Here is a 24883-nt window from a genome sequence, read left to right as displayed (position 1 = left end):
TAATAGGATAAATTATATATGTTAATAATGTAATGGATTACAAGGCAGTATATTCTGATAATTATATTGAAGGAGGTCCTTTCTTTGAAATTAGGTGTTTTTACAGTATTATTTTCTGATCAGACTTTTGATGATATGTTACGTTATGTTTCATCAAAAGGACTTGAAGCAATTGAATTAGGTACCGGTGGATTTCCGGGGGATGCACATTGCAAGGTTGATGAACTACTAAATGATGAAACCAAGCTCCAGCAATTTAAACAGAAGATCACGGAATATGGATTAGAAATAAGTGCACTAAGCTGTCATGGCAATGCACTTCATCCCCAGAAGAAAATTGCTAAACCTGCAGATGAGTTATTGAACAAGACAATACGTCTCGCCTCCAAGCTTGATGTTCCAGTTGTAAACACTTTCTCAGGGTGTCCTGGCGATCATGAAGGAGCACTGTATCCAAACTGGCCTGTTACCCCATGGCCACACGACTTTCAGGAAGTACTGAAATGGCAATGGGAACAGAAATTGATTCCATATTGGAAGGATAAAAATGATCTTGCAATAGCCCACAACGTGAAGATCGGTTTGGAACTGCATGGTGGATTTTCGGTCCATACACCAGGTAACATGCTGCGTTTACGGGAAGCATGCGGACCAGCAATTGGCGCAAACCTTGATCCGAGCCACATGTGGTGGCAGGGGATTGACCCAGTAGAGGCAATTAAAATTCTAGGACGTGAAAATGCGATCCATCACTTCCATGCAAAAGATACCATAATCGACCAGCAAAACATGAACCGAAATGGCCTAACCGATATGACCGACTACTCGGAAATGCGTGATCGCGCCTGGTATTTCAGAACAGTTGGCTTTGGCCATGATGTCAAAACATGGGCAGACATGGTCAGCACATTGCGTCTTATGGATTATGATTATGTCGTTAGCATTGAACATGAAGATGGATTAATGTCCATTGATGAAGGGTTCACCAAAGCTGTAGAGAACTTGAAACCCGTTATGGTGAAAGAGTCTGTTGGGGAGATGTGGTGGGCTTAAACAGCTTCATAGAATAAAAGCAAGAGGATGGGGCATAACTAAAACCTTCCACTTTAAGGCGAATAATAACAGGATAGGATAGTTGGATCTAATACGTAGTTGATATAAACTGAGAAGTAAACTATGGATAACCAATTCGTAGCATTTAGTGTGGCACTCTACCCACGCAGTTGGAATATCTCGCGCACCTAGGGCTCACCACGAGCCTTCGACGCACAGGACGTGGCGTACTTAGTCTGCCTCGATCGCGAGTATCGCTCCCTGTGGGGTCTCTTAGGATCGCTGTCCCACAGGAGTCTCGCATAGTCCAACTGCTAGTTTGGTGGTATAAAATCTTAACGGGTTCCGTTTCCTATCACAAAACGTAGAATTAAACTTTAAAATGTAACTAAATTTGTATAACTATTTGCATCGTACTTGTAGTGATATTTGTAATTAAAAATTAAAAATCTCAGTTCACTGAACTGAGATTTTTCTTCTATTTATTTTCAACTGCTTCTTGAACTAACGCACCCGTTACTTTAAGTACATTCTTTCACAAAGTCAGCCTAAATAGATGTCGTTTAAATGCACAGTGTCCTTGTACTGTGCAGTAATTGATTTTGTGTTATTAATTGATCATAGTTATTCCTCCATATTCAACTTTACTGAGTCGTTAGGATAAGATTTAGCTGCTATAACGACAACTCCATTTACCTCGCTCAAGCTACCTTTTAGTTAAGTAACATTCCTTATTCAAATAAATTACAAATACCTTATAATTTAATAAAAATTGTTACTTGATATAAGTAATCATGGGTAATCACCTAATTTCTGCTAATTGACATATCGGAAAAAATCGATATATAATAAGAACTATGGAACCTATCGATGTATTTAAGGCGTTATCAAACAAAACTAGATTTAACATTTTACAGTGGTTGAAGGAACCAGAGAAGCATTTTCCTAAACAAGGCGCTCACCTGCCAAAAGAGGTAAGTTATAAAGGGGGAGTATGTGTAGGAGACATTCAAGAAAAAGCCGAAGCTTCTCAATCTACGGTATCTCACTACTTAAATATGATGCAAAAAGCTGGTCTTCTTGAATCCGTTCGTCATGGTCAGTGGACGTACTATCGAAGAAACGAAGAAGCCATTCGTCAGTTTGCTGAATATCTTAAAACAGAAATCTAAGTTGTTTGATTTCTGTTTTTTTATAAAAAAACATATCGATTATTCTAGATATTTAAAAATAAAGAACTCGGGAGGGATTCATTTAATGCGTTACATCTCATATATATTAGCGTTATTAGCAGGGGCAGCGCTTAGTTTTGAAGGAGCTCTTTACGGTGAATTAGGGAAAACGATAGGAAAGCTCGAAACAAGTTTTTATAACTTCTTTGTGGGTTCAATCATCCTCGGATTATTATGGCTCTTCTTTGGGAAAGGTAAACTTTCCTACGCCGTTGAAGCACCAAAATGGACACTACTTGGTGGTGTCCTGGGGGTTGTCTATTTAACATCTATTGTGATTAGTGTTCCATTTGTTGGTGTCGGAATAACTATGGTAGCAGTAATTATTGGTCAATTAGTAATGAGTATGGTAATTGAACATTATGGTTGGCTTGGAAGTAAGAAATCTAGAATCAATAAAGAAAAAATATTAGCTATTATCTCAATGATTATTGCACTTGTTTTAGTTTACTAGGAGGTCTAAGAATGGGTATATTAATGATTCTATTCACCTTTTTAGGTGGTATCACATTAAGCGCACAGTCAGCTATTAATGGTACATTCAGTCGTAAAGCAGGAACAATCGAAACTACACTTTTAACTTTTCTAACTGGAACAATGTTTCTAGCCATTGTTATTCTCTTTTTTGGTAATGGAAATGTGTTTGCCATTTTAGAGGTACCTAAATGGCAGTTAAGCGCCGTATTTTTAGGGGTATTGTTTTTACTTTTTATTATTGCCGCTGTTCCTAAAATTGGGGTTATTGCAACCAACATTACCGTTATCATTGGTCAACTTGTAGTCGGCATTGTTATTGACAATTTCGGCTGGTTCAATAGTTTAGTAATTCCTTTAGATATGAAACGTTATTTTGCATTACTATTTATGATCATTGCTCTTTATTTTATCTATAAAGGAAATAAACGTGCCAGCGAAGAAATCTCTGCGTAATATAGTAAAATAATACAAAACGCTGCAATCGTTAAAAATAAATTTGCAGCGTTTTGAATAAGATAGAATAACACTATTGAACTTAAATGTCCGTTATTTTAAGTCCATTTTTCACCAAGTCGGCTAAAAGATGAATACCTTTGCTGCGCAGTAATAGTCTACTCCGCAGTATATAATGAACGGTTTTCTTATTCCATATTAACGAGTCTATAGTTGAACAAGAATGCTATTTTCCTTATTAAATGAAAGCACCCGTTTGTTTAAGTACATCTTTTCACAAATACTATCTTCAGTTTAAAGAATTTTGAATCTTAGTAACAACTAAATGTGTTGAAATTAAAGAAAGAAAATATAGAACGGCACTAAGTCCCCCAGAATGTTCTACCAATATATTTGTTAAGAACATTACTAAAAAAGGAATTACTATTATTAGTCCAATGTAGATTCTTAAAGGCTCACTCATATTTATCTAACCTCCTGGCTATTACTATCCTGCTGCTTTAGTTAAACAAGGATGCAATTCCTTATTCAAGGAAAGCACCCGTTAGTTAAATAACCACAGTTTATACTTTTTCAGATTTATCTCTTTTAAATAACCCAAAAACCGTAATTAAAATACCAATAATCATAATGAAAAACTCTCCATCTCCAGGTACTATATATGGGTTTTCTTCCAAGTATAATACCACTATCATTACTGCAATTCCTAATAACATTATTTTAATAGAACGCATATTATCCCCCTATCTTATTCAAGAAACCTGCTGCTATTGTTGAACAAGGTGTGGCAATTCTTCATCAAGTAAAGCACCAGTTAGCTTTATAAGAATTGGTGTTCCTTTATAAATGATTTATACTCTTCAGTAAATTGTTCTGCTTCTTCTAAGAAAGGGTAATGATTACTTTTCTCAAATATAACTAATTTTGAATTGGTTATTCCTGCCTCCATTTCGATAGAGTATATTACTGGACACTGTACATCATATCTACCACAAATTATTAAAGTGGGTGTTGATATAAACTCCAACTTTTTCGTTACGTCATATACTTGCAATTCTCGGCTGAAAAAGTCCATACGAATGGCAGACATTCCTTTACTTATGTTTGGAGAAAAAAGTTCATCATATTTTTCAGGCTCAAATAATGACAGTTTTGTTCTTTCAACTTTTAATTCTTTTCTTTTTTCTGATGATAAATCTGAACGTTTCATTGTTTCATTGAGTTCTTGCATTCTATTAAATTTAGAGTGTTTAGGATTGTAAATACAATCTTTTGAAAATGTCATATATTCTCTTGCAGCAGCTCCGACAATCACATTAAATTTTAGGGACTTTGAAAAGTATATTCCGTAAATTATACCTAACATACCTCCAGTCGAATGCCCAGCAAATCCCCATTTATCAAAACCTAATTCTTCTCGGATAGCTTCTAAATCAAATATTGTTTCTAAGAAACTCAGTTGATAATGTTCTTTGGCTTTCTCCGAATTACCTGCATCTCTTAAATTTATCAAAAACACTTTGTTTGTTTTTGTAAATGTCTCTGCAAAATAATCCCCTGACTGATTAAACTCTGAATAATGGTGAGTAACACAAAGTGGTTCTCCTTCACCCTTCATAAACACTTCAAATACACCACGTGATGTTTTGAGTAAATTACTTTCCCAACTCCCCATAAAAATCTTCCTTTCTTGTTTAACCAACCTTCTTCGTTAATTTAAGTATATCTTTTCACATATTTACTTTAACATAAAATTCCAATGATTCTTCAATTACAAAAATAGGACCGCCGTAATCGACGATCCCTTGTTAAACTCTTGCACCCGTTAATTGAATAAGGTTTTATTATTGTCCTACTTTTAATACTCTAGTTTCAAGCAACCATTTATCAATTGCTTTTACAGAGAAATAATACTCTTCTCCAATCTTCACATATGGAATAACGCTTTTTGTAATATCTTCACTGACAAACATTTGAACTTGCTCTTCTGTAATTCCAAGATAGTCTCCTAATTCAGATTGCGTTAATAATAGTTTTTCTTGTGCAGTTTCCACATTTTCTTCATCATCAATTGCCTGTGCTCCACTATTATTTAACCCATTTGAAATTATCCAACTACCAATAACAATAGCTAAAGCTAATGAAAAAATTGACGTAGCAATTAAATTATTTTTCATTATGTACCCCCCTTTATTCGATTTAATGAAAAGCTACCTTCTTCAACTAAACTGCTGCTATAGTTGAACAAGGATGCAATTCCTTATTCAAGGAAAGCACCCGATAGTATAAGAATTATTAATCCTTTTTTATATATGCCTTTGATATTTACTGTGTCCATCTGTTAAACCAACAAGTTCAAATTTATTATTCTTATAAAAGTTATTCAATTTTATATTATCCGCAACACAATCTAATTTAAGATATTCTTTATTACTTTCATTGTTCTGTATCCAATCCAGAATACTTCTACCCATTCCGTTATTCATATATGTAGGAATAATTGCAAGTCTATGTAAGTAAAGCGATTCTGAGGAAATATCGTCTCCCCAAATATGCCTGTCCCATTCACTTTGTTCAGATAAAAGTTTAAATGTAGCCACAATATCGTTATCTTTCAAAACAATATACGTTTCTTGATTAGATATGGCTTGTTCAATCTCTTCATCATCACCACCATCTAATAGAAACCCCCATTGATTTATTTCATTATCTTTCATCCATAGAGCTATCTGTTTTAGCATTTTAATAATTTCACTACTATCCTCATTCGTAGCAATTTTTATATTGAAACCTTCAACGTAATCCAAGTTCATTTTTTAACTCCTCATAGATTATCTGATTTTCTTAATTTATTCTACGTTTAAATACAACAAACTTCTTCGATATACTAGCTTCGTTAGCTAAATAAGAATATAATACACTTTCTTCTTTTTTCACTATCCTGCTGCTACAGTTGAACAAGAAGTTGAATTTCTTATTCAATATTAGCACTCGTTAGTTGAAGCAGAAAAAATAAACGCATATTCAACACTCGCGCCAGTTCTCCTTCACTTAATTTAATATAGAGACGGTGCATAAAGAAATTAATTCAGTTAAGCCATTAGCGATTCGCTACAACTAGAGCGTCTCATCCAATTTCTGAATCTTTGAGTTAGAAATTAAATAAACATTGCCAAAAACGTCGATTTTGTCTCCTTTTACACGTACAGCGCAATCTTTGTTCGACGCATAAATATTTATTTCTTTCGATAGGGGAGATAGTTCGCTATGAACCAGTGCAATGTTATTTTCAAGATCAAAATGAGACAGGACGGAAAAATTGTCAAGACCGATTCCGTCATAAACAGAGCTCATTTCAACTTCATCTCCAAAGTTTTTCGAGCATAACCATTTAGCGGACATGTTGATTGCTCCAGCGCTTGCTCCCATCACAACGGCGCTGCTTCTTTTAATCGAATCCGATAATTCATATTCCATTAAAAATCTATTTTGATTAAGAATATTGCCACCCAACAAGAAAATGACGGAAGCATTTTGAATTATCGTTTGCGCATCTTCCTTCTGTACGCGGTAATTGATTAAATGATACTCATCAAACATAATGCCAGCCTGATCGAGCCACGAGCGTTCAGTAGCACCATCATCTTCATAAATAGATGGATTTGAGCTAATCATAGCAAGCGATTTTCTATCAGTTATATCCTCCGGTAACACCCTTCCCAGATTCTCTGGAAAAAAATTGTCAAACCAACCTAAATAATAGTGAGTTTTCATAAGTACCCCCTCAGCAAAGTGTAAATAACATTTATTCCTTTCGTCACTCATTCTGTTTTCATATCACTAACAAAATACTCTCGATATGGACCGATTGTTGAACACAAGTTAAACAACGCTCAACTAACCTGCTGCTATAGTTGAATATGAAAATTTGGCAACCCCTTGTCCATGTTTATTTTTTTAATTGGTTCATGACATCAAGGTCACTCATTTCACACCACATTTCCTTAATTAATCCACTCTCAAATCTTATTATCATTATACCTGTTTCTTTTACACGTTGGTCAGAGGACGGAATGTCTTCCCATCCCCCTTTGTAAGTCATATGCCCTGTGTATCTCACAGCTACCTTATCTTCTAATTCTAAATAATCTTCAATGCTCCAAACGTCATTAGTGAAAACCGTTCTAAACCAATTCATAAAATCATTAATAAACTCATCATGTCCGTTAAAATCATGATTTGGTACATGACTAACAAAGTTAGGTGCAGTAATCTCTTTTAAAGCATTAATATCACCTTTAGTGAAAATTTCATTAAACCATCTCTCAACAAGTCGTTTCTTGTTCATTTACTCTTCACCCGCTTCATTATTTATTACATTATTCATTTACTTCTTAAATTAAACTGCAGCAATAGTTGAACAAGGAGTGCATTTCCTTATTCAAGGAGAGCACCCGTCGGTGAAAAATTTATAATGTAAATTCAATAGTTTTAGCAGTTCTTTCTGCAGTAAATTCTCCCACAATTTGCTCAATAATATATAGTGCCATATTTATTCCTGAAGAAACTCCACCAGAAGATATGATGTTGCCATCTTGTACAACTTTTCTATCGGATAAAGCTTGAATCTCAGGATACTTCTCTTGTAACAATTTCAATGCTAAATGGTGGGTAGTTGCTTTCTTTCCATCTAACAAGCCAGTTTCCCCTAATATGTATGCTCCAGTACAAACAGAACATATATATTCAATACTTTTATGCTTAATAATCCAATCTATTATCTTTTGGTTTTTAGCTATAGATTGTACCGCTCTTAAAGGTCCACCTGGGACTATTAAAATATCTAACTCAGGGCTATCATCAATGCTAAAATCAGGTTCTACTTTTATCCCTGAATGAGTTTTTATTTTCATTCCTGTTTCTGAAAGAGTAAATACTTCAAATGGTCTCGTTGGTAATAAATGCTTTTTATAAAGGGTTAATGCTTGCTCGGCTTTGTTATTTGCAGTTAATGATAAAACTTCAGCGGGACCAGCAAAATCTAAAACATCTACATAGTCAAACAGTAAAATTCCGACCTTTCGCTTCTTCATTTATTGTATCTCCTTACCCAAGTTTACTTATTTAGAATTATCTCTTCTTACACTATTCTGCTCCGTTAGTTAAATTTCTATATATTTAATTTTAGCATAATATTCCAATTAGTAATCGTAAATTTCTGAACTAAAAAACAAAAGAAAAGACCGACTTTAACGTCAGTCTGCTTCTTCAACTCTTGCACCCGTTAGTCCAACAAGTAATGCTTTTATCTTCTTAAAGCAATTGCTTCATACTTTTAATTATCCCCATATGTAGATTTTCATGATTCATATGAAAAACAACCATGTCACCTAATGTTCTCATACCTAAGAAAGACTCATTAAGTGGTTCATCAAGGTGTCCTTTACACGCTCGTTCAATAATAATGGGTTGTTCTTCAAGTTGTGTTATTAACTCATTCATTGACGGGGGTTGTTCTGACCAATTTTCTGGTTTACTCCCATTAGGAAATAGTAAGTGATAAGATAGAGGCATTTGCCTCTCCTTCTTGACAGATGGAAACATTGTGTTATCCCATCCTACTAAGATATGACCAGCATTCCAGCGTATGCTGTTATTATGACCTTGTGGAATTCGGTCTGAAAGTTCTTCAGGAATTGTTCGAAGGAACTCCACAGTCCAATTACGCCACAACTTCATCTGTTCAAATAATTGTTCTTCTCTCATCATTCTCCTCTCCCTTACTTCCTATTTATTTTAAATCAACAATAATAACCTAAAATTCCAATGTAAAAGGGTGGAACTAGAATAAAAATAAACACCTTTTTTTCACATTTTTTGTTGCTCTACTTCAACTAAACTGCTTCATTACTTTAAGTACATTAATTCACGTACTTATTCTAACATAAAATTCCAATAATTCTTCAAATAAGAATAGGATCGCCATAATCGACGATCCCTTGTTAAACTTTTGCACCCTTTAGTTGAATTGTAACTTCTTTAAATTTGCATTTGGAACTCCGGCTTCTATGTAACTTCTTATCAATTTCCAATCATTGTTTTCATTTCTTTTAAATGTCTGAAAGAATATGCTAACATTCTCTAATTTCTTTCCATCAATTATTAGTGTAGCTGATAAAATTGCCATAATTTCATCTTGTCGTAAAGGAATTATCGCCTCTTCATTTAAGTCCCATTTGTTATCTTCTTGTTTGGCAAAATTAAACCCTTGTTCCCAGCCAGTTATCGCCTCTTCATAACCAAAGTCTACTAATTCGCCATTTGAAATCTCTCTTGCTTTATAATCTTTGGAAATAATATCTTTCAATTCTGTTAAAGACGAATTTCTCCAAACATCTAAATAGGAATTAAGAAACTTGCGAAATGAACTATCTTCCATAATAAAAGTCCTCCTAAAATATTGAATTTGTTCAACATAAACGCTTAGTTAGTTAAAAAACTTAATAATTTGATTTTAACATAATGTTTAGATAATTCACATGAAAGAAAAAACCATCAAATAAATACTCTTTTTGTTCAACTCTTGCACCCTTTAACATAAACAAGCGAACATATAAATTGCACACACCTAACCTTTAATATTTAGTATCAAGCAAAAACCACAGTAGAAAGACCAATTCCAAAAAGAATACTACCAGTTACTAGAAAGATATTTGTATTTGTTTTAACTTTAGAATCGTAAACCGATGGAGCGTAATCATACTTTGCGAGCCAACCTTCTGCTAAGCTCGCGCCAAGATTATTACTAAAAAAGATAAATATTAGTCCGATAATCCCTAGAAATGAACCTAACATCATCAACCATTTTAAAATATCTTTTCTCATATTCACACCCTCATTGACATACTTCTTGTTAAACAATCCTGCTCCGTTAGTTTAAGTGTAATGGTTCACAATCGCTGCATTTATTTTAACATAAATATTCTGAATACCTTGTAAAATCAAGCGAAAATAAAATAACTTCCAATTTATTAGTAATTTTATGTATGTCAATTTGCATACGAATTTGTAGGTTAAAAGTTTTTGCTTCCGAGGAAGCTGAAGCGTTGCCCTAAGGTGCGCGAAGTGTATTTCCGAAGCGGTGTCATAGCACTCAGCTATTTTTCCAGTTAGTTCGCAGTTTATATCTAATCAGTATCTAAAATAAATCCGAACTAATTCGAATTCTACTTCAAGAATTTTGAATCATATTTCGGATTTTTTCTATATCATTCTTTTAATTTTTAAAGAAAAGCACGTATGTTTATGATAGAATATTTTTTAAACCGTTACAGGAGGAGTGATCCAAATGTTCTTTTATGAAGTAGATGAAGATATTACCTTGAAATTCCTGGATAACAATGATGCAGAATCTCTATTCCAATTAACCGATACTTCACGGGATACTTTGCGAGAATGGCTCGCATGGGTAGATAACACAACGACAGTCGCTGATTCAAAAGAATTCATAAATTCCACTTTGAAAAACTATGATGAGAAAAAGGGTATGACGACAGGAATTTTTTACAAAGGATCACTTGCTGGTGTGGCTGGGTTTAATAATTTTAGTTGGCGAAACCGCATTGCTTCTATTGGATATTGGCTTGGGGCGAATTACCAAGGCCTTGGGATTATGACACGTGCTACAAGCGGCTTGATCGACTATGCATTCCATACGCTCGAGATGAACCGCGTAGAAATTCGTGCTGCTTATGAAAATAAGCGAAGCAGAGCAATTCCTGAACGGCTAGGTTTTGTAAAAGAAGGACAAATACGGCAGGCAGAGTGGTTATACGATCACTATGTGGACCATGTTATTTATGGAATGCTCGCGAGTGAATGGGAGAGCCGTAATCGATGAATTTTTACGTGGCTTCAGGATTTGCAAATAAAGTGCAAGTACAATATGTTACACAAAAGCTCCAGTCCAGGGGTTATAACCTTACATATGACTGGACAAGGAACCAGCGGGCAACAAGCGAGGAAGAACTCAGTAGAATTGGCAAACTTGAAAAAGAAGCAGTTCTTAACTGTGACTTCTTCATTCTTTTGCTTCCTGGTGGAAAAGGAAGCCATACAGAGCTTGGAATGGCGCTTGCATTAGAAAAACGTGTTTATATTTATTCTGCTGACATAATAGATAAAACAACAGCATCAGCGTTTTACTATGTACATGGTGTCGAGCGCTTTTATGGAGAAATTGATGATTTTGTTGAAATGATTGGTTTAACCTAGGTTCTATTACAATACCCCTCTAGCCAAAGGCAGAGGGGATTCGTCATTTCCCGGGAAATATCGACAAAATGTTGTGTTAATTTATTTATCTGCCTCATCATAGAGTTTGTCAAATTGATTAACCATCTCAAAATCCAAATCCGTTAATCCCTTCATTTGCCACGATGAAATTTTTACTGTGACAACTTTATAATCAATCGAAATAAAAGGGTGATGTTGTTTTTGTTCTGCATATTCTGCTATCTGATCAACAAACCGTACACCATTTAAAAAGTCCTTAAAGCGGTATTTGCGTTCAATCCACTTTTCATCAAGTCGTTTCCAATCAGGCAAATTTGCCAATTCCTTTGTAATTTGCTCTTCACTTAACCGTTCCATTATCTCTCCTCCTTATAAATAATTTGATGGTTATCCTCAGTTTAACAAATAATTATCCTAATCACCTAAAATCAACAACTTATACACAGGCTATCCACAGGATTTTGGGGATAACTTAGATAACTTCGCTTATCGCTTGCCCATCACTTGCTGTCAAAACATGTAAAATCGAATTATTCCTGGATCATAAGCATAAAGTGGTATGCCCAAAATAAAATGATTTTCAGAGCAATCCACCACTCTGGTAAACAGGATATAAGTCTCCTTCTAATGTATAAACACTCCGTTATTAATTCTTTTCAGAAGTTTTACAAATTTAAGTAGTTATTTAATAGTGTAAGCATTTTTTTAGACGGAATTACTGTTAGGGGTATATAATGCGAAATGATCTTATTACAAGGTTATTATGAATTATCTTAGTTTCGTTAGTGCATAATAAGCAATGTTTATAAAAGGAGGTTATTCAAACTTATTCCAGTCAATAATTTGAACCAGAAAAAGTAATAAGTCCTGATGTAAAAATTAATGGTTTTGAGACCTGAGGGATAGACGATAGTTCAACAGCTTAGGAGGAATACAAAATGGCAAAAGTGTTAGCAGTATTATCAAGTGGATATAAAGATGAAGAAAATAATTACCAAACAGGTTGGTGGGGTGAAGAATTATTTGCACCGATGGAACTTCTGGAAAAGTCCGGTCATCTAGTTGATTTAGCTTCACCTCTTGGGGGGAAACCTGACATTGATCAAATAAGTATTAGTGAGGAATATGACCCCGAAGGAACGTATAAGGAACTGTATGAATCAGGGAAAGCAGATGAAACGCAAAAGCTTTCAGATGTGAACCCAGCAGATTATGATGTAGTTTTAGTTATTGGCGGTCATGGTGCCATGTATGACCTTGCAAAAAATGAGGATTTACATCGTATTATCAATACGATTTATGATAATGAAGGAATAGTCGCTGCGGAATGTCATGGGCCAGCCCCACTGATTTGGACAACACGCCCTGATGGAAAAAGTATTATTGCAGGTAAGAAAGCAACGGGTTACCCGGATGAAATCGAACCAGAAGGATTATTGGATATTCTTCCATTCAGCCTTGAACAAGAAATGACAGAAATCGCAAACTATGATAAAGGTGATCTTAACCAAAAAGCTCATGCTGTATGGGCAGACAATCAAATTGTAACAAGCCGAGACCCATTCTCTTCTGAACTCATGGGAGAAGAATTAGTTAAAGCACTTGAAAAGAGAAAATAGTAATAAAAAAGTGAAATTATAAATCTTAACAAAATATCCAACTTATTTTTTGAGATTGATAATCAGACAATGTAAAATAAAGTTTTTTGCTTAACTAAACGGGTAGTTTGTAAGAGATATAAAAAGATCATCCATATTAGTCAGAACTAATATGGATGATTCTCTATTTTTTATTTTACGAAAAATAATTTAAACGACGCATTTAAAAATGATATTCGGATACGCTAGAGTTAACTCTAGCAATCTAAAGTCGGCGATCCAGATGATGCTAAGACCAATGTCGGGCCGGTGATTAATAGCGGTCAACTGAAAGGCATTTTAGAGGACCTCGAATCTCTATCTGTTATAGTACTTTTTTCCAAAGGGGAGGATTAGTAAGAATGAAATTATTTTACCTCATCTGCACTTTATGCAAGTGAGCAAATATCCCATCTTGCTTCAATAATTTCTCATGACTTCCTTCTTCTTCGATACCATCCTTGGTTACGACCATGATTCTATCTGCATTCTTAATTGTTGCTAATCGGTGGGCAATTATTAGTGTAGTCCTGTCTTTCGTAAGTTCTGTTAATGCTTTTTGGATTATCGTTTCAGTTTCTGTATCCAGCGCTGATGTTGCTTCATCCAAAATCAGGATCGGTGGATTTTTTAAAAACATACGTGCAATCGCAATACGCTGCTTCTGACCGCCAGATAATTTCAAACCACGTTCACCAACTTGCGTTTCATAGCCCTCCGGCAATTCTTGTATAAATTCCTCCATATGTGCTTGCTTTGCAGCATATTCGATTTCTTCGTTAGTTGCATCAAGCTTTCCATAGGCAATATTATCTCTTAATGTGCCGGTAAATAAAAATACATCCTGCTGCACAACACCTATTTGATGTCGTAACGATTCTTTCGTCATATCTCTAAGATCCAGTCCATCAATCTTAATGCTCCCATCATCAACATCATAGAACCTTGGAATAAGTGAACAAATCGTTGTTTTACCAGCTCCGGATGGTCCGACAAACGCAACTGTTTCACCTGATTGAATATTTAGGCTAAGAGACTTGAGAACAGGTGCTTGTGTTTTTTCATAACCAAAGGTAACGTCCTCAAATGATATGTTTCCTCTTAATGCATTGACTGGCTTTGCACTGTCATGGTCAACGACATCTGGTTCTATGTCCAATAAATCTGTAAAACGTTTAAAGCCTGCCATTCCTTTCGGGTATAACTCGAGCAAAGCGCTAATCTTTTCAATAGGCTTGAACAACACATTAACAAGCAGTACAAAGCCAACTAGTTCTCCCGTTGTAATTTCATCGTTAAAGCTAAGCCATGCACCAACTACTAACACGATTATAACGATCAGGCGCATCATCATGTATATGTTCGAATGGACAAATGCCATTACTTTGTACGCTCCAACTTTTGCTTTACGAAAACTGTAGTTGTCCTTTGTAAAACGTTTCATCTCAAATTTTTCATTTGTAAATGATTGGACAACCCTGACACCTGAAACAGCATCTTCAACCCGTGCGTTCACTTCTGCAATATCATGGTACATTGCCCGCCAGGCCTTATTCATTTTAATGTTACTATAAGCAATCAAAAAGATTAAAAACGGTACGGCAATTAAAATAATCCATGCCAGCTGTGCATTCTGATAAAACATATACCAAAAGGCACCCACAAACGTCATAATCGCAATGAAAAAATCCTCTGGTCCATGGTGTGCCAGCTCTCCAATATCAAATAAATCGTTGGTGATCCGACTCATTATATGTCCTGTTTTTGTGTTATCAAAAAAACGAAATGACTGACGTTGAACATGGTGGAACAAGTCTTGACGCATATCCGTTTCAATATTGACACCAAGTTTATGACCAAGGTACGTCACAACATATTGCAAAAACGTACTAAGTAAATAAATCAGTAATAATCCAATACTGACTATGATAATTAAATCCCAATCATCTTTTGGTAATAGTCTATCAATAAATTCCTGAACAGCTATCGGAAAAGCGAGTTCCAATAACGCTACGAACACTGCAGCTGTGAAATCAATAATAAATAAACGCCGATGTGGCTTGTAGTAAGCAAAAAAACGTCGAATCAAGAGTTGCACTTCCTTTTCAGTTAATCTAAAGGAATTATAAGTCTAATTAAGAGGCTTGGCAATAAAGAGGACTTGCCATCTAAAAAGGTTGTCAAGGTTGTCTATGTTCTTGCATATGTATAACATATAAACTTTTTGGAGGTGGACTACTTATGAAGAAATTACCTGTGATAAATTGGATTTGTTATGCGGTAGGCTACGTATTTATAACGACTGGAATTCTAAAGTTACTTGTTAATGACTTTAAAATTGTTTTCAGCAACTTAGGATTACCATATCCGGAATCAATTCTTTTCCTTGTTGCCATCACAGAAATAGTGTGCGGTGCACTAATTGTTAGCCGGATGTATCTTAAACGCGCTACCGCAGCACTTATATTTATTATCTTAGCAGCGATTTTTCTGACAAAACTGCCTATCTTAACAAACCAAGGTTTTCTTTCTTTTGCATTTGAAGCAAGACTTGATATTGTTATGCTTATCTTGCTCGTACTGCTTTGGCAGAACGCACCAGGCAAAACACTTACCTAGTACTTTACGATTCAGCGTTTGAAAACTTCATGGTAGCAAACACAACAAAAATAGCACCAATAACCCCTACAACAACGACTTCTTCTGTAAATGTAATAATATGATCAAATATCTTTAAATCCAGTCCCATTGCCTGCCGCAGTGGGGCACTCATTGTTTCCGGCTGCAGGATTATTTCTTTAAACATGTCAACAGAGTATGTCAGTGGATTTATTTTCACAATAATATCCATCCATAATGGCAACCCGTTTAACGGGAACATTGCACCTGATAAAAATAGCATAGGGAATAACAGAATTTGAATTACCATTTGAAATCCTTGTGCTGTTTTCAATATACTGGCAATTAATAACCCAATTGCGGATATAGTGAAGGCTACTAGAAACATTATTGGTATCAATTGCAGGATCATCATAAAGGTTATCGAAACACCGATAAATGGAACAAAAATTAGCATCATCAAGCCTTGGATGACAGCAATGGTTGTTCCACCAAGAACTTTTCCAATAGCGATTGACACACGTGACATTGGTGAAACAAGTATTTCACGCATATAACCAAATTCCTTATCCTGTACAACTGATAGTGCAGAGAAGATTGCCGTATTAAAAACCGTCATACCAATAATCCCTGGAAACATAAACTCAACAAAATCAAAATCAGCTAATGGGCCGCCACTTGAATCGCCACCAAGCATTGCTTGCATAGCACCGCTCATTCCACTGCCAAATAAAATCAGGAACATAAATGGCATAGCAAATGACCCAATTAAACGTCCTTTATCTCGAAAAAACTTTATGACATCCCGCTGCCATACAGCAAAAACTGCTTCCATTAGTGCCCCCTCCTCATTGCATGCTTAACATCTTTTTTCGATACTGTTTCTTCACGGATTTCACGACCTGTTAAATGTAAAAAGACATCATTTAATGTTGGCCTGCGTAAATTCACAGTTAATATCCCGATTGAGAATTCCTTTATAAATTGAACAAGAAACTCATTTCCTTTATCTACCTGGAAAGATAAAGCATCATCCACTTCCTTAACTTCTAGATTATAGCTCTTTTCTATCTCAGTTTTCGCTTTTTCATTATCTACAGTTCTTATTTCGATGATATCTCCGCCGACATTCGTTTTTAACTTTTCAGGGGTGTCTAGCGCAATCATTTCGCCATGATCCATCACGGCAACTCGATCGCAGATTTCCGCCTCGTCCATATAATGTGTTGTTAAAAATATGGTAATCCCAGCTTTTTTCTTTAACCGTAAAATATATTCCCATATATGATTTCTTGTTTGCGGATCAAGTCCCACAGTAGGCTCGTCAAGAAATAGCACCCTTGGATAATGCAATAAACCACGAGCTATTTCCAGTCTGCGCTTCATTCCACCTGAGTATGTCTCAACAACCTGCTTTCGCTTATCTGTCAGATCAACAATTTCCAGTACTTCCTGAATACGCTCTTCTCGTTTTTCTTTAGGAACTTTGTAAAAACGGCAGTGGAGCATTAAATTTTCATTTGCTGTCAGTTTTTCATCAAGTGTGGACTCCTGAAAAATAAGGCCAATGCTTTCACGTACCTTATTCTTATCAGTTACAATATCGAAACCGTTAATTACCGCCTCACCACTAGTGGGTTTGTTAATTGTGGATAACATATTGATGGTCGTACTTTTTCCGGCACCATTTGGCCCAAGAAAACCAAATATTTCACCTTCTTCCACAGCAAAATTAACACCTTTAACTGCTTCGAAATCCTTATAGTGCTTTTTTAAGTCATTAACTTCCACAATATTAGTCATGTGACTCTCCCCCATCATCAAGGCCATTTCTGTTTAATACTTCCTTCATCAAAGTTAAACCGTTAATAATCTTTTCAACTTCTTCGTCACTGGCTGTCTGTGTCATATCCTCCATAAATTCTGATATTCCCATATTAAGAGAAGCTTTAATTCCGATTGCTTTGTTCGATAAGGATATTAACACAACTCGTTTATCATCCTTGTTCCGTTCACGTGTAATAAGTTCATTTCGTTCCAAGCGATCCAGAATACTTGATACAGTACTCGCTGCTAAGTTTAAATGCTTACTAATATCACTAACCTTACGCTCTTTGTTCTTATATAAGTAATGTAATATCATCATCTGTGGAGGGGTTATTCCCAGTCCTTGAAACGCTTTGCGCAGCTGCTGATTCATTATTGCATTAATTTCACGAAACAATTGTGCAATTTGCCTACTTGATTGCGGAAATTCATCCATCTTCATTATTTATCCCCTCTTTATTTCGCATTCTAATATTTCGTATACTAAATAATTTATCACACAGATGTTTTTGAGTAAAATAAATAGTTATCCACAATTTTATCCACATATGCACAAATGTTCGTATTTATTTAGTTATAGAATAAATGTTCTGCACAATATATTGATGTTATAAACAATCTATTCACAGTCTGTGGATAAAAAAAGACTAACTTTGGAAGTTAGCCTTTACAATCGTTCTTATTATTTTACTTTATCGTTGTTCACCTAATTTAATTGTTGTCTCTTTTTGTTTTCCATCTCGGTAAAAGGTAACCTTTAATGAATCACCGACTTCTTTTTCCCGGTATAAAACCTTTCTCAGATCAATGATATTCATTACTTCCTTACCACCAACAGCTACAATCACATCGAGCCGCTTTATTCCTGCTTTATCTGCTGGAGATAATGACTCAACACTCCATACATACACGCCACCATTTATGTCTTCAGGAAGGTTTAAGGTTTCATCCCATTCTGTTTGTGGTACTTCTTCAAGTGAATAAATTTCAACACCTAAGTATGGTCTTGTGACTTTACCAGACTTTTCAAGCTCTTCTACAATAGGTCTTGCAGAATCAATCGGAATTGCAAAACCAATTCCCTCTACTGCTTCCTGGTTGACTTTCATCGAATTAATCCCAATCAAATTGCCCTCAATATTAATCAAGGCACCACCGCTGTTACCCGGGTTAATTGCAGCATCTGTTTGTATTACTTCGGCTTGCCAGTCAGCACGCCCATCTTGGTTAAAATCCTGCGGTATCGTACGCTGTTTTCCACTTATGACTCCTTGTGTTACGGAGCCTGAAAACATCATCCCTAATGGATTACCAATTGCGATTGCCGGTTCGCCAACCTTAACACTTTCAGATGTTCCCATTTCAATTGCTTTTTCGACTTGTTTACCATCCATTCGCAATACAGCTAAATCGGAGAACAAATCACTACCAAGTATCTCCGCTTCTATATGATTGTCATTTGATAAAACTACTTCAACTGTATCTGCTCCATCGATCACATGATGATTTGTAATAACGTAGGCATAATCATTCTTTTTTTTATAAATGACTCCTGACCCTGTTCCTTGGTTCTGCCCTCCTTGACCATTGTTCCCTTCCTGTTTATCCCAGAAATTTCCCTGATGTTGGATATTTACAACACCTACTACTGCAGGTGACACATTTTCCACAACATCTGTAATCTGAGTTGAAACATCAACAGAAACGTAGCCACTTGATTCAGGATTGCTGTCTGAATTGTCATTTGCAGTTTCAATAGGAGCAGTCCACGCTTTTGGTAATACATCTGATTTCAATAAGCTGGGTAAAGCAACCAAAATAATAATCATACCAATAATAATTCCTGCTAGAGCAGGAACCAGCCATCGGCTTCGTTTATTATCTTGGTCCGGAGGCTGATAGTCATCATCAAAATAACCCATTGAACCATCCCCTTTTTCTTAAAGGTTCTTTTCGTAAATGTTATTGTTTTTTAGACTTCGCAGTTGATATAAACTGCGAAGAAACATGGAAAAATAGCAGAGTGCTACGTCATCGCTTCGGAAATACACTTCGCTTTCCGTGGGCGGCTTATGAGCCTCCTTGCTCCTACGTCGCTGCGCAGTCTCATCTAGGCCACAGCTCCCACAGGAGTCTACGTGTATTTCCTCCGCTGTTGACTGGAGTAGGAATCACTATTGAATAAATGTGTGACAGCTACACTAGTCCGGGTGAGCGAAGGGCGGTGACTCCTGCGGAAATAGCACGTGTCCGAAGACCCCGCAGAGTGGATTTCTCGAGGAGGCTGAGGCCGTGCCCGCGGAAAGCATCCGCCCGTAGCGACCCCGGACGGCGGGACGAGAGTTTATAGAGATTATTCTAGTAGTTACTTCGCAGTTTATATCTACTGCGAAGAAAGATCTTTATCATTAGCTATTTCTATAGTATTACCAAAATTGACGATTTATTAACCAACATCGTATAACGTGGTTGGCGATTTTGGATCTGTGTCATATATATCAAGCTTAATACCACGTTCCTGCAGCACGCTATCAACTGACATGCGAGCCAAATCTTTCATATTGTTATCTTGACTCAGATGGGCCAAATAAATACGCTTAGTCCGGTTACTAATTATATCGGCTAAAGCAAGTCCACAATCTTCATTGGAAACATGGCCGTTATCACCTAATATACGCCGCTTCACATTCCATGGATAACGACCCATCCGAAGCATACCTACATCATGATTAGCCTCAAATATATAGGCATCCGCATCTTCAACTGTTTTCTTAATTCTTTCAGACACATAACCTAAATCTGTTACTAGTGCCACCTTTTTACCGTTTTGACGAAATGTAAAAAACATTGGTTCTGCAGCATCATGAGAAACTCCGAATGATTCCACATCAATATCACCAAATGTTTTAATTTCTTCCATATTAAAATGAAATTTCTGATCCAATGAAATGGAACCAATGGAGTTCTCCATCGCCTTCCAGGTTTTATCATTTGCATAAATTGGCAAGTTATATTTCCGAGCGATTATTCCAAGTCCTTTTATGTGGTCGCTATGCTCATGTGTTACAAGGATTCCCGTTAGGCTCGAGGGGTTAACTTGAACTTCTCCAAGTAATCGATCCATTTGCTTACCACTTAATCCCGCATCGACTAGCAACTTTTCTTGATCAGATTCAATAAAAAAGGCATTTCCAGTACTTCCTGAAGCGAGCACACTAAAACGCAAAGTCATTCTGTATCACTCCGATTTATCTATTAGCTTTGTATTTAAATGATTTAATACAAATTCTTTTACTTCATTACCATCTTTAAGTTCTTGAAGTGTTTCTGTTGTATCTGTTATATATTGGGTTAAAAATGTCATTTCATCACTGGAAAATACCAGGTTTTCGATAGCATTTACATAAAAGTTCTCATTTTCGTTAACAGTTATCGTCCACGTCGGTGCAAATAACTGCTCACCACTGGATAGAGGTATTCGTGTATGAAAACCCATGTTAACATCAGTTATTTCATCACCAGCCAAGAGCCTGTTGCCATCAAACAATACTTGTATTGCACTTATGGGTTTAATGAGTGACTCTGTATCTGTGGGCGATTCAGCCTCCCCTAACACTGTCTGTGTGTAGAAAATCATTTCATTTTCGTTATTTAGATAAACAACAACTATTCCGTTTTGATTATAGTAAATTGGAAGACCATTTTTCTCCTGGAAGAATACAAGTATATTCATCTCTTCGTTCCATGTACCATATGTGTAATTATCAGACAACAAAATTTTACTTTTTACAATTTCACTTATCAGAGTATTATCTGCATTTTCAGGTATCGTAACGGGCTCCTCAAACAGAGACACGATAAAGTTTCCATTAATAACTTCTGATTGCTGACCATCAAGTCCATTCAACGATTCTACTTCTTCGTCTGTAAACGATTTTTGATTAACCGATATATAAGATTTGTCTAACTCTTCCTCAGGTAAATCAGCACTTATGGTTATATTTTCATTTTCAAGCTGCTCCTTAAACGTAGATGATTCTTCGTTTTCAGCTAATCCATAATCCAGTTCTTCTAGTTTATCAAAGAACATAAACAGCAAATAAGCATTTAAAATGAGAAAGCAGAGGATAAATAACGTCTTGATTTGTCTCCATTGCATCCTCAACTCCCTCCTTTTTGTTGTGTGATAACTTCAAAATTCAATTGCTGCCAGTTGCCATTATAATGTATAAACCATGCTGGTTCTAACGTTACCGCATCATCGCTGCCTCGATATGACAAATGATAACCAACTTTTATATCATTGACATTTTCCATTTTATATCTTGAACTATTCTCTAAATAAATTACCACATCACTGCCTGATCGTAGCTCCATTGAATCGTCACCGCCAAGCAAATTATTCAGCGTAAATAATGGGCGACTGTATTGGTTTAGCTCCGATCCGCGGAATTGCTGCTGAATTATAGACGAATTTGTATTGCTAAATACTGGAAGACCTTCATAATACATTTGATAGCTTATTGTATTCGATGTCATATTAATGCCCATCAAATTAAATTCATCTGTCCATCCATTGTTCTCATTAATATTTGCGATACTCCGTTCAATAAGTTCATTTGAATTCATTTGCTCGTACGGTGACTTGATTGGATTTTGAAATACCATCGTTCTCCTGTTTTGGTAAACACGCATAATTCCTCGTGCACTATCAGTATAGTAGACCTCATTTTCACTAACCTGAGTCCCTCTCACAATATCAGTGTTATTAAATAATGCATCTATCATCAAATTAGAATTAATCTCTCTAACGGCTATCGATCTTCTTGGTTCAACAACTTTATGTTTTGGAATATAGATTGGTGATCCAGCTAATTCAACTCGCAAATACTCTGTTAAACCCTCATATGTTGTAAGATAGTTCCATAATCTCTCAAATTTATCAGGATTATTTACAACTGCTGTTGCCTGCTTTTCACCATTTGATGATTTGAACATAATGTTCAGTGAAGAGGAATTTCTATTAAATGTAATAAACAATCGTTTAAAGTTCCAATCGGGTAAATAAACATCCGAATTAAATGTAAATAAGTCTCCTGCTAATTCCATTGGTAAAGCTTCTGGAAAAATAATTTCCAGCTGATTTTCTTCTGATGGTCTTTCGCCTGTGCTTTTGGTTTGAAATTCATAAAGAACCCACGACTGCATATCCTCGTAAAATGATTTTCGGTCTACTTGGTCCGTAAAGCTGTAATAGTTATCATTATTCTGGAAAATAACCGACTTCGGCTCAATTATAGTTTTCTTGGTTTCCTTTTTACCTCCAAGATTTACACTATCAACAAACTCATCTGTTTTTACCATCGGGTATTCAGGTTGACTACTCCATAAAGCAAACGTAAGTAAAAGACTTACTCCTACTAGTACCACCAATATATATGACTTTATTGTTTCAAGATTCATTATTTACCCCTCCGCTTCTTATTCATTAGCGGAAGTGTAAAGAGAATGGTAGTCCCTTTACCTTCTTTACTTTTAGCCCATATTTTACCGTGATGTGCCTCAACCATTTCCTTAGCAATCGCAAGACCTAGGCCTGTTCCGCCAAACTTACGAGTTCTGGCCTTGTCTGCACGGTAAAAACGTTCAAATATCTTATTAAGCTTTTCATATGCGATACCCATACCTTGGTCTTCAATACTTGCCAGCATTTGATTTTTCTGCTTCACTACATTAAAACGAATTGTTCCACCCTCTGGTGAATATTTAATAGCGTTAGATATAATATTATCAAGTACTTGGGTCATTTTGTCTTTATCCATCCACACATAGAACTGGCCGTTCGGTAATTCACGCTGTAAGGTGATATTATCCGAGACATTCATATCAAAACGATCTATTACATGATGAAAGAATGTGATAAATTCAGTTTTTTCCTTCTGTAGTGAATAATCTTTATCATCCATTCTAGAAAGCTGTAACAAGTCATTCACCATGCGGATCATGCGTTCCGTTTCATTTTGGGTTACACTCAAGAATTTGGGCGCAATTTCCTTATCCTCCCACGCACCTTCTGTCAAAGCTTCAATGTAGCTTCGCATTGTTGTAAGTGGTGTACGTAGTTCATGGGATACATTTGAGACAAACTCACGGCGTTCCTGTTCTACTTTTTCCTGTTCGGTAACATCACTAATAACTGTGATAAACCCTGTGATATCGGCTTCATCATCCGAAATCGTAGAGAAATTTGCACGAATTAAAAAGAAATTATCTTGATCACTAAAATCAATAATCATAGAACCGCTATCTGGCAAATCGGTAATATCCACAGTCTTTTCATCCAACTCAAGTACATCAAGTAAAAAACTGCCATGTGCTTCCTCAGGACTCCTGCCAATAAGCCTCGCTGCTGCATCATTCATCAAAGTAACTGCCCCTGACTTATCAGTAGCAATTACACCATCAGACATATTGGACAATACAGAGCTAAGCTTTCGCCGTTCTTCCTCAGTAGAAGCTCTTGAATGTTTTAATTTTGCATTTAAATCATTAAAAGATTCAGCAAGCTGACCAATTTCATCCGACCCATAAACATTTACTTTCTGAGAAAAGTCTTCTCTAGCCATTGTTTGTGTCTGCCTTCGCATTTCCATAATTGGCTTTGTAATCGTCCTGGCAACAAGAATTCCCAAAAAGGCCGAAACTGTTATTGCTAATACTGAGCCCCGTAAAAAGATGTTATTAATATCCTCCATTTGGTTATATACGCTACTGATTGAGGATTCTATATAAAGAGCACCAACCTGTGTCTCTTCATCATCTGTTATTGGTACTACCCTGCGATATATTAAGTTTCTTTCCGTATTATATACCTTGTCAGAATCAGCAACACCGAAACGCAGTGTATTCTTTATAAAATCACTTGTCGTTTTTTTTCCAATATTACCGCTGCTTGAACTATTACTTGCAGCGATAATTCTGCTTTGCATATTAACTACTTGAATGTTAATAATATTATCCGTGTCGTTCACTCTTACAACATCCTGAACTTCTTGCTTAAGTGTCGGTCCATCTCCGTCTTCAGGTCTTTCTTTGCTAAACGCCTGTTCCATATTAACCTGCAAGATATCAACCGTCGATTCAATAGATTCTTCAAAGTTTTTAACCAGCTCTTTTTCCAACTCTCGTGCAAAATAAGACCCGATAACCTGAATTGCCACAAGCAACAGCAATATAAAGATAATAATGAATTTTAATTGGATCGAACGGAAAAAACCAACTTTATGCATA

The 24883-nt window shown here is 35.9% G+C and carries 28 protein-coding genes; 8 read left to right on the top strand and 20 right to left on the bottom strand.

Annotated elements, in window-relative coordinates; translation table 11 throughout:
- Positions 1 to 84: 84 nt before the first annotated feature.
- From BLS02_RS00765 to BLS02_RS00750, 4 genes are all read left to right on the top strand, one after another.
- Complete coding sequence (locus BLS02_RS00765; protein ID WP_092491062.1) at positions 85 to 1053, top strand: sugar phosphate isomerase/epimerase family protein; 969 nt, start codon at positions 85 to 87, stop codon at positions 1051 to 1053.
- Positions 1054 to 1910: 857 nt separating this feature from the next.
- The gene (locus BLS02_RS00760; protein ID WP_092491061.1) at positions 1911 to 2225 is read left to right on the top strand and encodes an ArsR/SmtB family transcription factor; all 315 of its coding nucleotides are present in this window, start codon (positions 1911 to 1913) and stop codon (positions 2223 to 2225) included.
- 85 nt (positions 2226 to 2310) lie between these two features.
- A complete protein-coding gene (locus BLS02_RS00755; RefSeq protein WP_092491060.1) occupies positions 2311 to 2739 on the top strand; it encodes a DMT family transporter in 429 nt (142 codons plus the stop codon).
- A gap of 11 nt (positions 2740 to 2750) precedes the next feature.
- Complete coding sequence (locus BLS02_RS00750) at positions 2751 to 3215, top strand: DMT family transporter (protein WP_092491059.1); 465 nt, start codon at positions 2751 to 2753, stop codon at positions 3213 to 3215.
- Between the two features lie 563 nt (positions 3216 to 3778).
- Here the strand turns inward: BLS02_RS00750 and BLS02_RS18850 are convergent.
- The 10 genes from BLS02_RS18850 to BLS02_RS00705 form a co-directional block, all read right to left on the bottom strand.
- Positions 3779 to 3949 (bottom strand): hypothetical protein, encoded by a 171-nt coding sequence (locus BLS02_RS18850; RefSeq protein WP_175559411.1) that lies wholly within the window; start codon positions 3947 to 3949, stop codon positions 3779 to 3781.
- A gap of 86 nt (positions 3950 to 4035) precedes the next feature.
- Positions 4036 to 4890, bottom strand: coding sequence for an alpha/beta fold hydrolase (locus BLS02_RS00745; protein ID WP_092491058.1), 855 nt, complete (start codon positions 4888 to 4890; stop codon positions 4036 to 4038).
- 169 nt (positions 4891 to 5059) lie between these two features.
- The gene (locus BLS02_RS00740; protein ID WP_092491057.1) at positions 5060 to 5392 is read right to left on the bottom strand and encodes a helix-turn-helix domain-containing protein; all 333 of its coding nucleotides are present in this window, start codon (positions 5390 to 5392) and stop codon (positions 5060 to 5062) included.
- A 129-nt stretch (positions 5393 to 5521) separates the two neighbouring features.
- On the bottom strand, positions 5522 to 6028 hold the full coding sequence (locus tag BLS02_RS00735) for a GNAT family N-acetyltransferase (protein ID WP_254788689.1): 507 nt from the start codon (positions 6026 to 6028) through the stop codon (positions 5522 to 5524).
- A 304-nt stretch (positions 6029 to 6332) separates the two neighbouring features.
- Positions 6333 to 6989, bottom strand: coding sequence for a Type 1 glutamine amidotransferase-like domain-containing protein (locus tag BLS02_RS00730; RefSeq protein ID WP_092491056.1), 657 nt, complete (start codon positions 6987 to 6989; stop codon positions 6333 to 6335).
- 175 nt (positions 6990 to 7164) lie between these two features.
- Positions 7165 to 7563 (bottom strand): ester cyclase, encoded by a 399-nt coding sequence (locus tag BLS02_RS00725; RefSeq protein WP_092491055.1) that lies wholly within the window; start codon positions 7561 to 7563, stop codon positions 7165 to 7167.
- A gap of 121 nt (positions 7564 to 7684) precedes the next feature.
- Positions 7685 to 8308, bottom strand: a complete 624-nt coding sequence (locus BLS02_RS00720) for a DJ-1/PfpI family protein (RefSeq protein ID WP_092491054.1) — start codon at positions 8306 to 8308, stop codon at positions 7685 to 7687.
- A 220-nt stretch (positions 8309 to 8528) separates the two neighbouring features.
- On the bottom strand, positions 8529 to 8984 hold the full coding sequence (locus tag BLS02_RS00715; RefSeq protein WP_254788688.1) for a DinB family protein: 456 nt from the start codon (positions 8982 to 8984) through the stop codon (positions 8529 to 8531).
- A gap of 250 nt (positions 8985 to 9234) precedes the next feature.
- Positions 9235 to 9654, bottom strand: a complete 420-nt coding sequence (locus BLS02_RS00710) for a flavoprotein (RefSeq protein ID WP_092491053.1) — start codon at positions 9652 to 9654, stop codon at positions 9235 to 9237.
- A gap of 209 nt (positions 9655 to 9863) precedes the next feature.
- Positions 9864 to 10100: a hypothetical protein gene (locus BLS02_RS00705; protein WP_092491052.1), complete on the bottom strand. Its 237-nt coding sequence runs from the start codon at positions 10098 to 10100 to the stop codon at positions 9864 to 9866.
- A gap of 463 nt (positions 10101 to 10563) precedes the next feature.
- On the opposite strand from BLS02_RS00705, the gene BLS02_RS00700 reads away from it, so the two are divergent.
- The gene (locus BLS02_RS00700; RefSeq protein WP_092491051.1) at positions 10564 to 11115 is read left to right on the top strand and encodes a GNAT family N-acetyltransferase; all 552 of its coding nucleotides are present in this window, start codon (positions 10564 to 10566) and stop codon (positions 11113 to 11115) included.
- On the top strand, positions 11112 to 11489 hold the full coding sequence (locus BLS02_RS00695) for a nucleoside 2-deoxyribosyltransferase (protein WP_092491050.1): 378 nt from the start codon (positions 11112 to 11114) through the stop codon (positions 11487 to 11489). Before BLS02_RS00700 ends, BLS02_RS00695 begins: the two co-directional genes overlap by 4 nt.
- An 81-nt stretch (positions 11490 to 11570) precedes the next feature.
- On the opposite strand, the gene BLS02_RS00690 is transcribed toward BLS02_RS00695, so the two are convergent.
- Positions 11571 to 11867: a 4a-hydroxytetrahydrobiopterin dehydratase gene (locus BLS02_RS00690; protein WP_092491049.1), complete on the bottom strand. Its 297-nt coding sequence runs from the start codon at positions 11865 to 11867 to the stop codon at positions 11571 to 11573.
- Between the two features lie 581 nt (positions 11868 to 12448).
- On the opposite strand from BLS02_RS00690, the gene BLS02_RS00685 reads away from it, so the two are divergent.
- The gene (locus BLS02_RS00685) at positions 12449 to 13129 is read left to right on the top strand and encodes a type 1 glutamine amidotransferase domain-containing protein (protein WP_092491048.1); all 681 of its coding nucleotides are present in this window, start codon (positions 12449 to 12451) and stop codon (positions 13127 to 13129) included.
- Between the two features lie 391 nt (positions 13130 to 13520).
- Here the strand turns inward: BLS02_RS00685 and BLS02_RS00680 are convergent, their stop codons facing one another.
- Positions 13521 to 15236, bottom strand: coding sequence for an ABC transporter ATP-binding protein (locus tag BLS02_RS00680; RefSeq protein WP_092491047.1), 1716 nt, complete (start codon positions 15234 to 15236; stop codon positions 13521 to 13523).
- Between the two features lie 152 nt (positions 15237 to 15388).
- Here BLS02_RS00680 and BLS02_RS00675 point away from each other — a divergent pair, with 152 nt between their 5' ends.
- Positions 15389 to 15766, top strand: coding sequence for a DoxX family protein (locus tag BLS02_RS00675; RefSeq protein WP_092491046.1), 378 nt, complete (start codon positions 15389 to 15391; stop codon positions 15764 to 15766).
- Positions 15767 to 15770: 4 nt separating this feature from the next.
- Here the strand turns inward: BLS02_RS00675 and BLS02_RS00670 are convergent, their stop codons facing one another.
- The 8 genes from BLS02_RS00670 to walK form a co-directional block, all read right to left on the bottom strand.
- Entirely contained in the window at positions 15771 to 16601 is an 831-nt protein-coding gene (locus tag BLS02_RS00670) for an ABC transporter permease (RefSeq protein WP_092491045.1), read from the bottom strand.
- Positions 16601 to 17569, bottom strand: coding sequence for an ATP-binding cassette domain-containing protein (locus BLS02_RS00665; protein ID WP_092491044.1), 969 nt, complete (start codon positions 17567 to 17569; stop codon positions 16601 to 16603). Before BLS02_RS00665 ends, BLS02_RS00670 begins: the two co-directional genes overlap by 1 nt.
- Complete coding sequence (locus BLS02_RS00660; protein WP_092491043.1) at positions 17562 to 18035, bottom strand: MarR family winged helix-turn-helix transcriptional regulator; 474 nt, start codon at positions 18033 to 18035, stop codon at positions 17562 to 17564. The genes BLS02_RS00665 and BLS02_RS00660 overlap by 8 nt, the downstream gene beginning before the upstream one ends.
- Positions 18036 to 18285: 250 nt before the next feature.
- Positions 18286 to 19515 (bottom strand): S1C family serine protease, encoded by a 1230-nt coding sequence (locus BLS02_RS00655; protein ID WP_092491042.1) that lies wholly within the window; start codon positions 19513 to 19515, stop codon positions 18286 to 18288.
- A 524-nt stretch (positions 19516 to 20039) separates the two neighbouring features.
- Positions 20040 to 20825, bottom strand: a complete 786-nt coding sequence (locus BLS02_RS00650) for an MBL fold metallo-hydrolase (protein WP_092491041.1) — start codon at positions 20823 to 20825, stop codon at positions 20040 to 20042.
- Positions 20826 to 20831: 6 nt separating this feature from the next.
- Positions 20832 to 21752 (bottom strand): two-component system regulatory protein YycI, encoded by a 921-nt coding sequence (locus tag BLS02_RS00645; RefSeq protein WP_092491040.1) that lies wholly within the window; start codon positions 21750 to 21752, stop codon positions 20832 to 20834.
- A 2-nt stretch (positions 21753 to 21754) separates the two neighbouring features.
- Positions 21755 to 23056, bottom strand: a complete 1302-nt coding sequence (locus BLS02_RS00640; protein WP_092491039.1) for a YycH family regulatory protein — start codon at positions 23054 to 23056, stop codon at positions 21755 to 21757.
- On the bottom strand, positions 23056 to 24882 hold the full coding sequence (gene walK / locus BLS02_RS00635; RefSeq protein WP_092491038.1) for a cell wall metabolism sensor histidine kinase WalK: 1827 nt from the start codon (positions 24880 to 24882) through the stop codon (positions 23056 to 23058). Before walK ends, BLS02_RS00640 begins: the two co-directional genes overlap by 1 nt.
- Position 24883: the final 1 nt, after the last annotated feature.

The organism is Virgibacillus salinus, from assembly GCF_900102415.1.
Lineage (GTDB): Bacteria > Bacillota > Bacilli > Bacillales > Amphibacillaceae > Lentibacillus > Lentibacillus subterraneus.
This window is presented reverse-complemented; position numbering and strand designations above follow the sequence as displayed.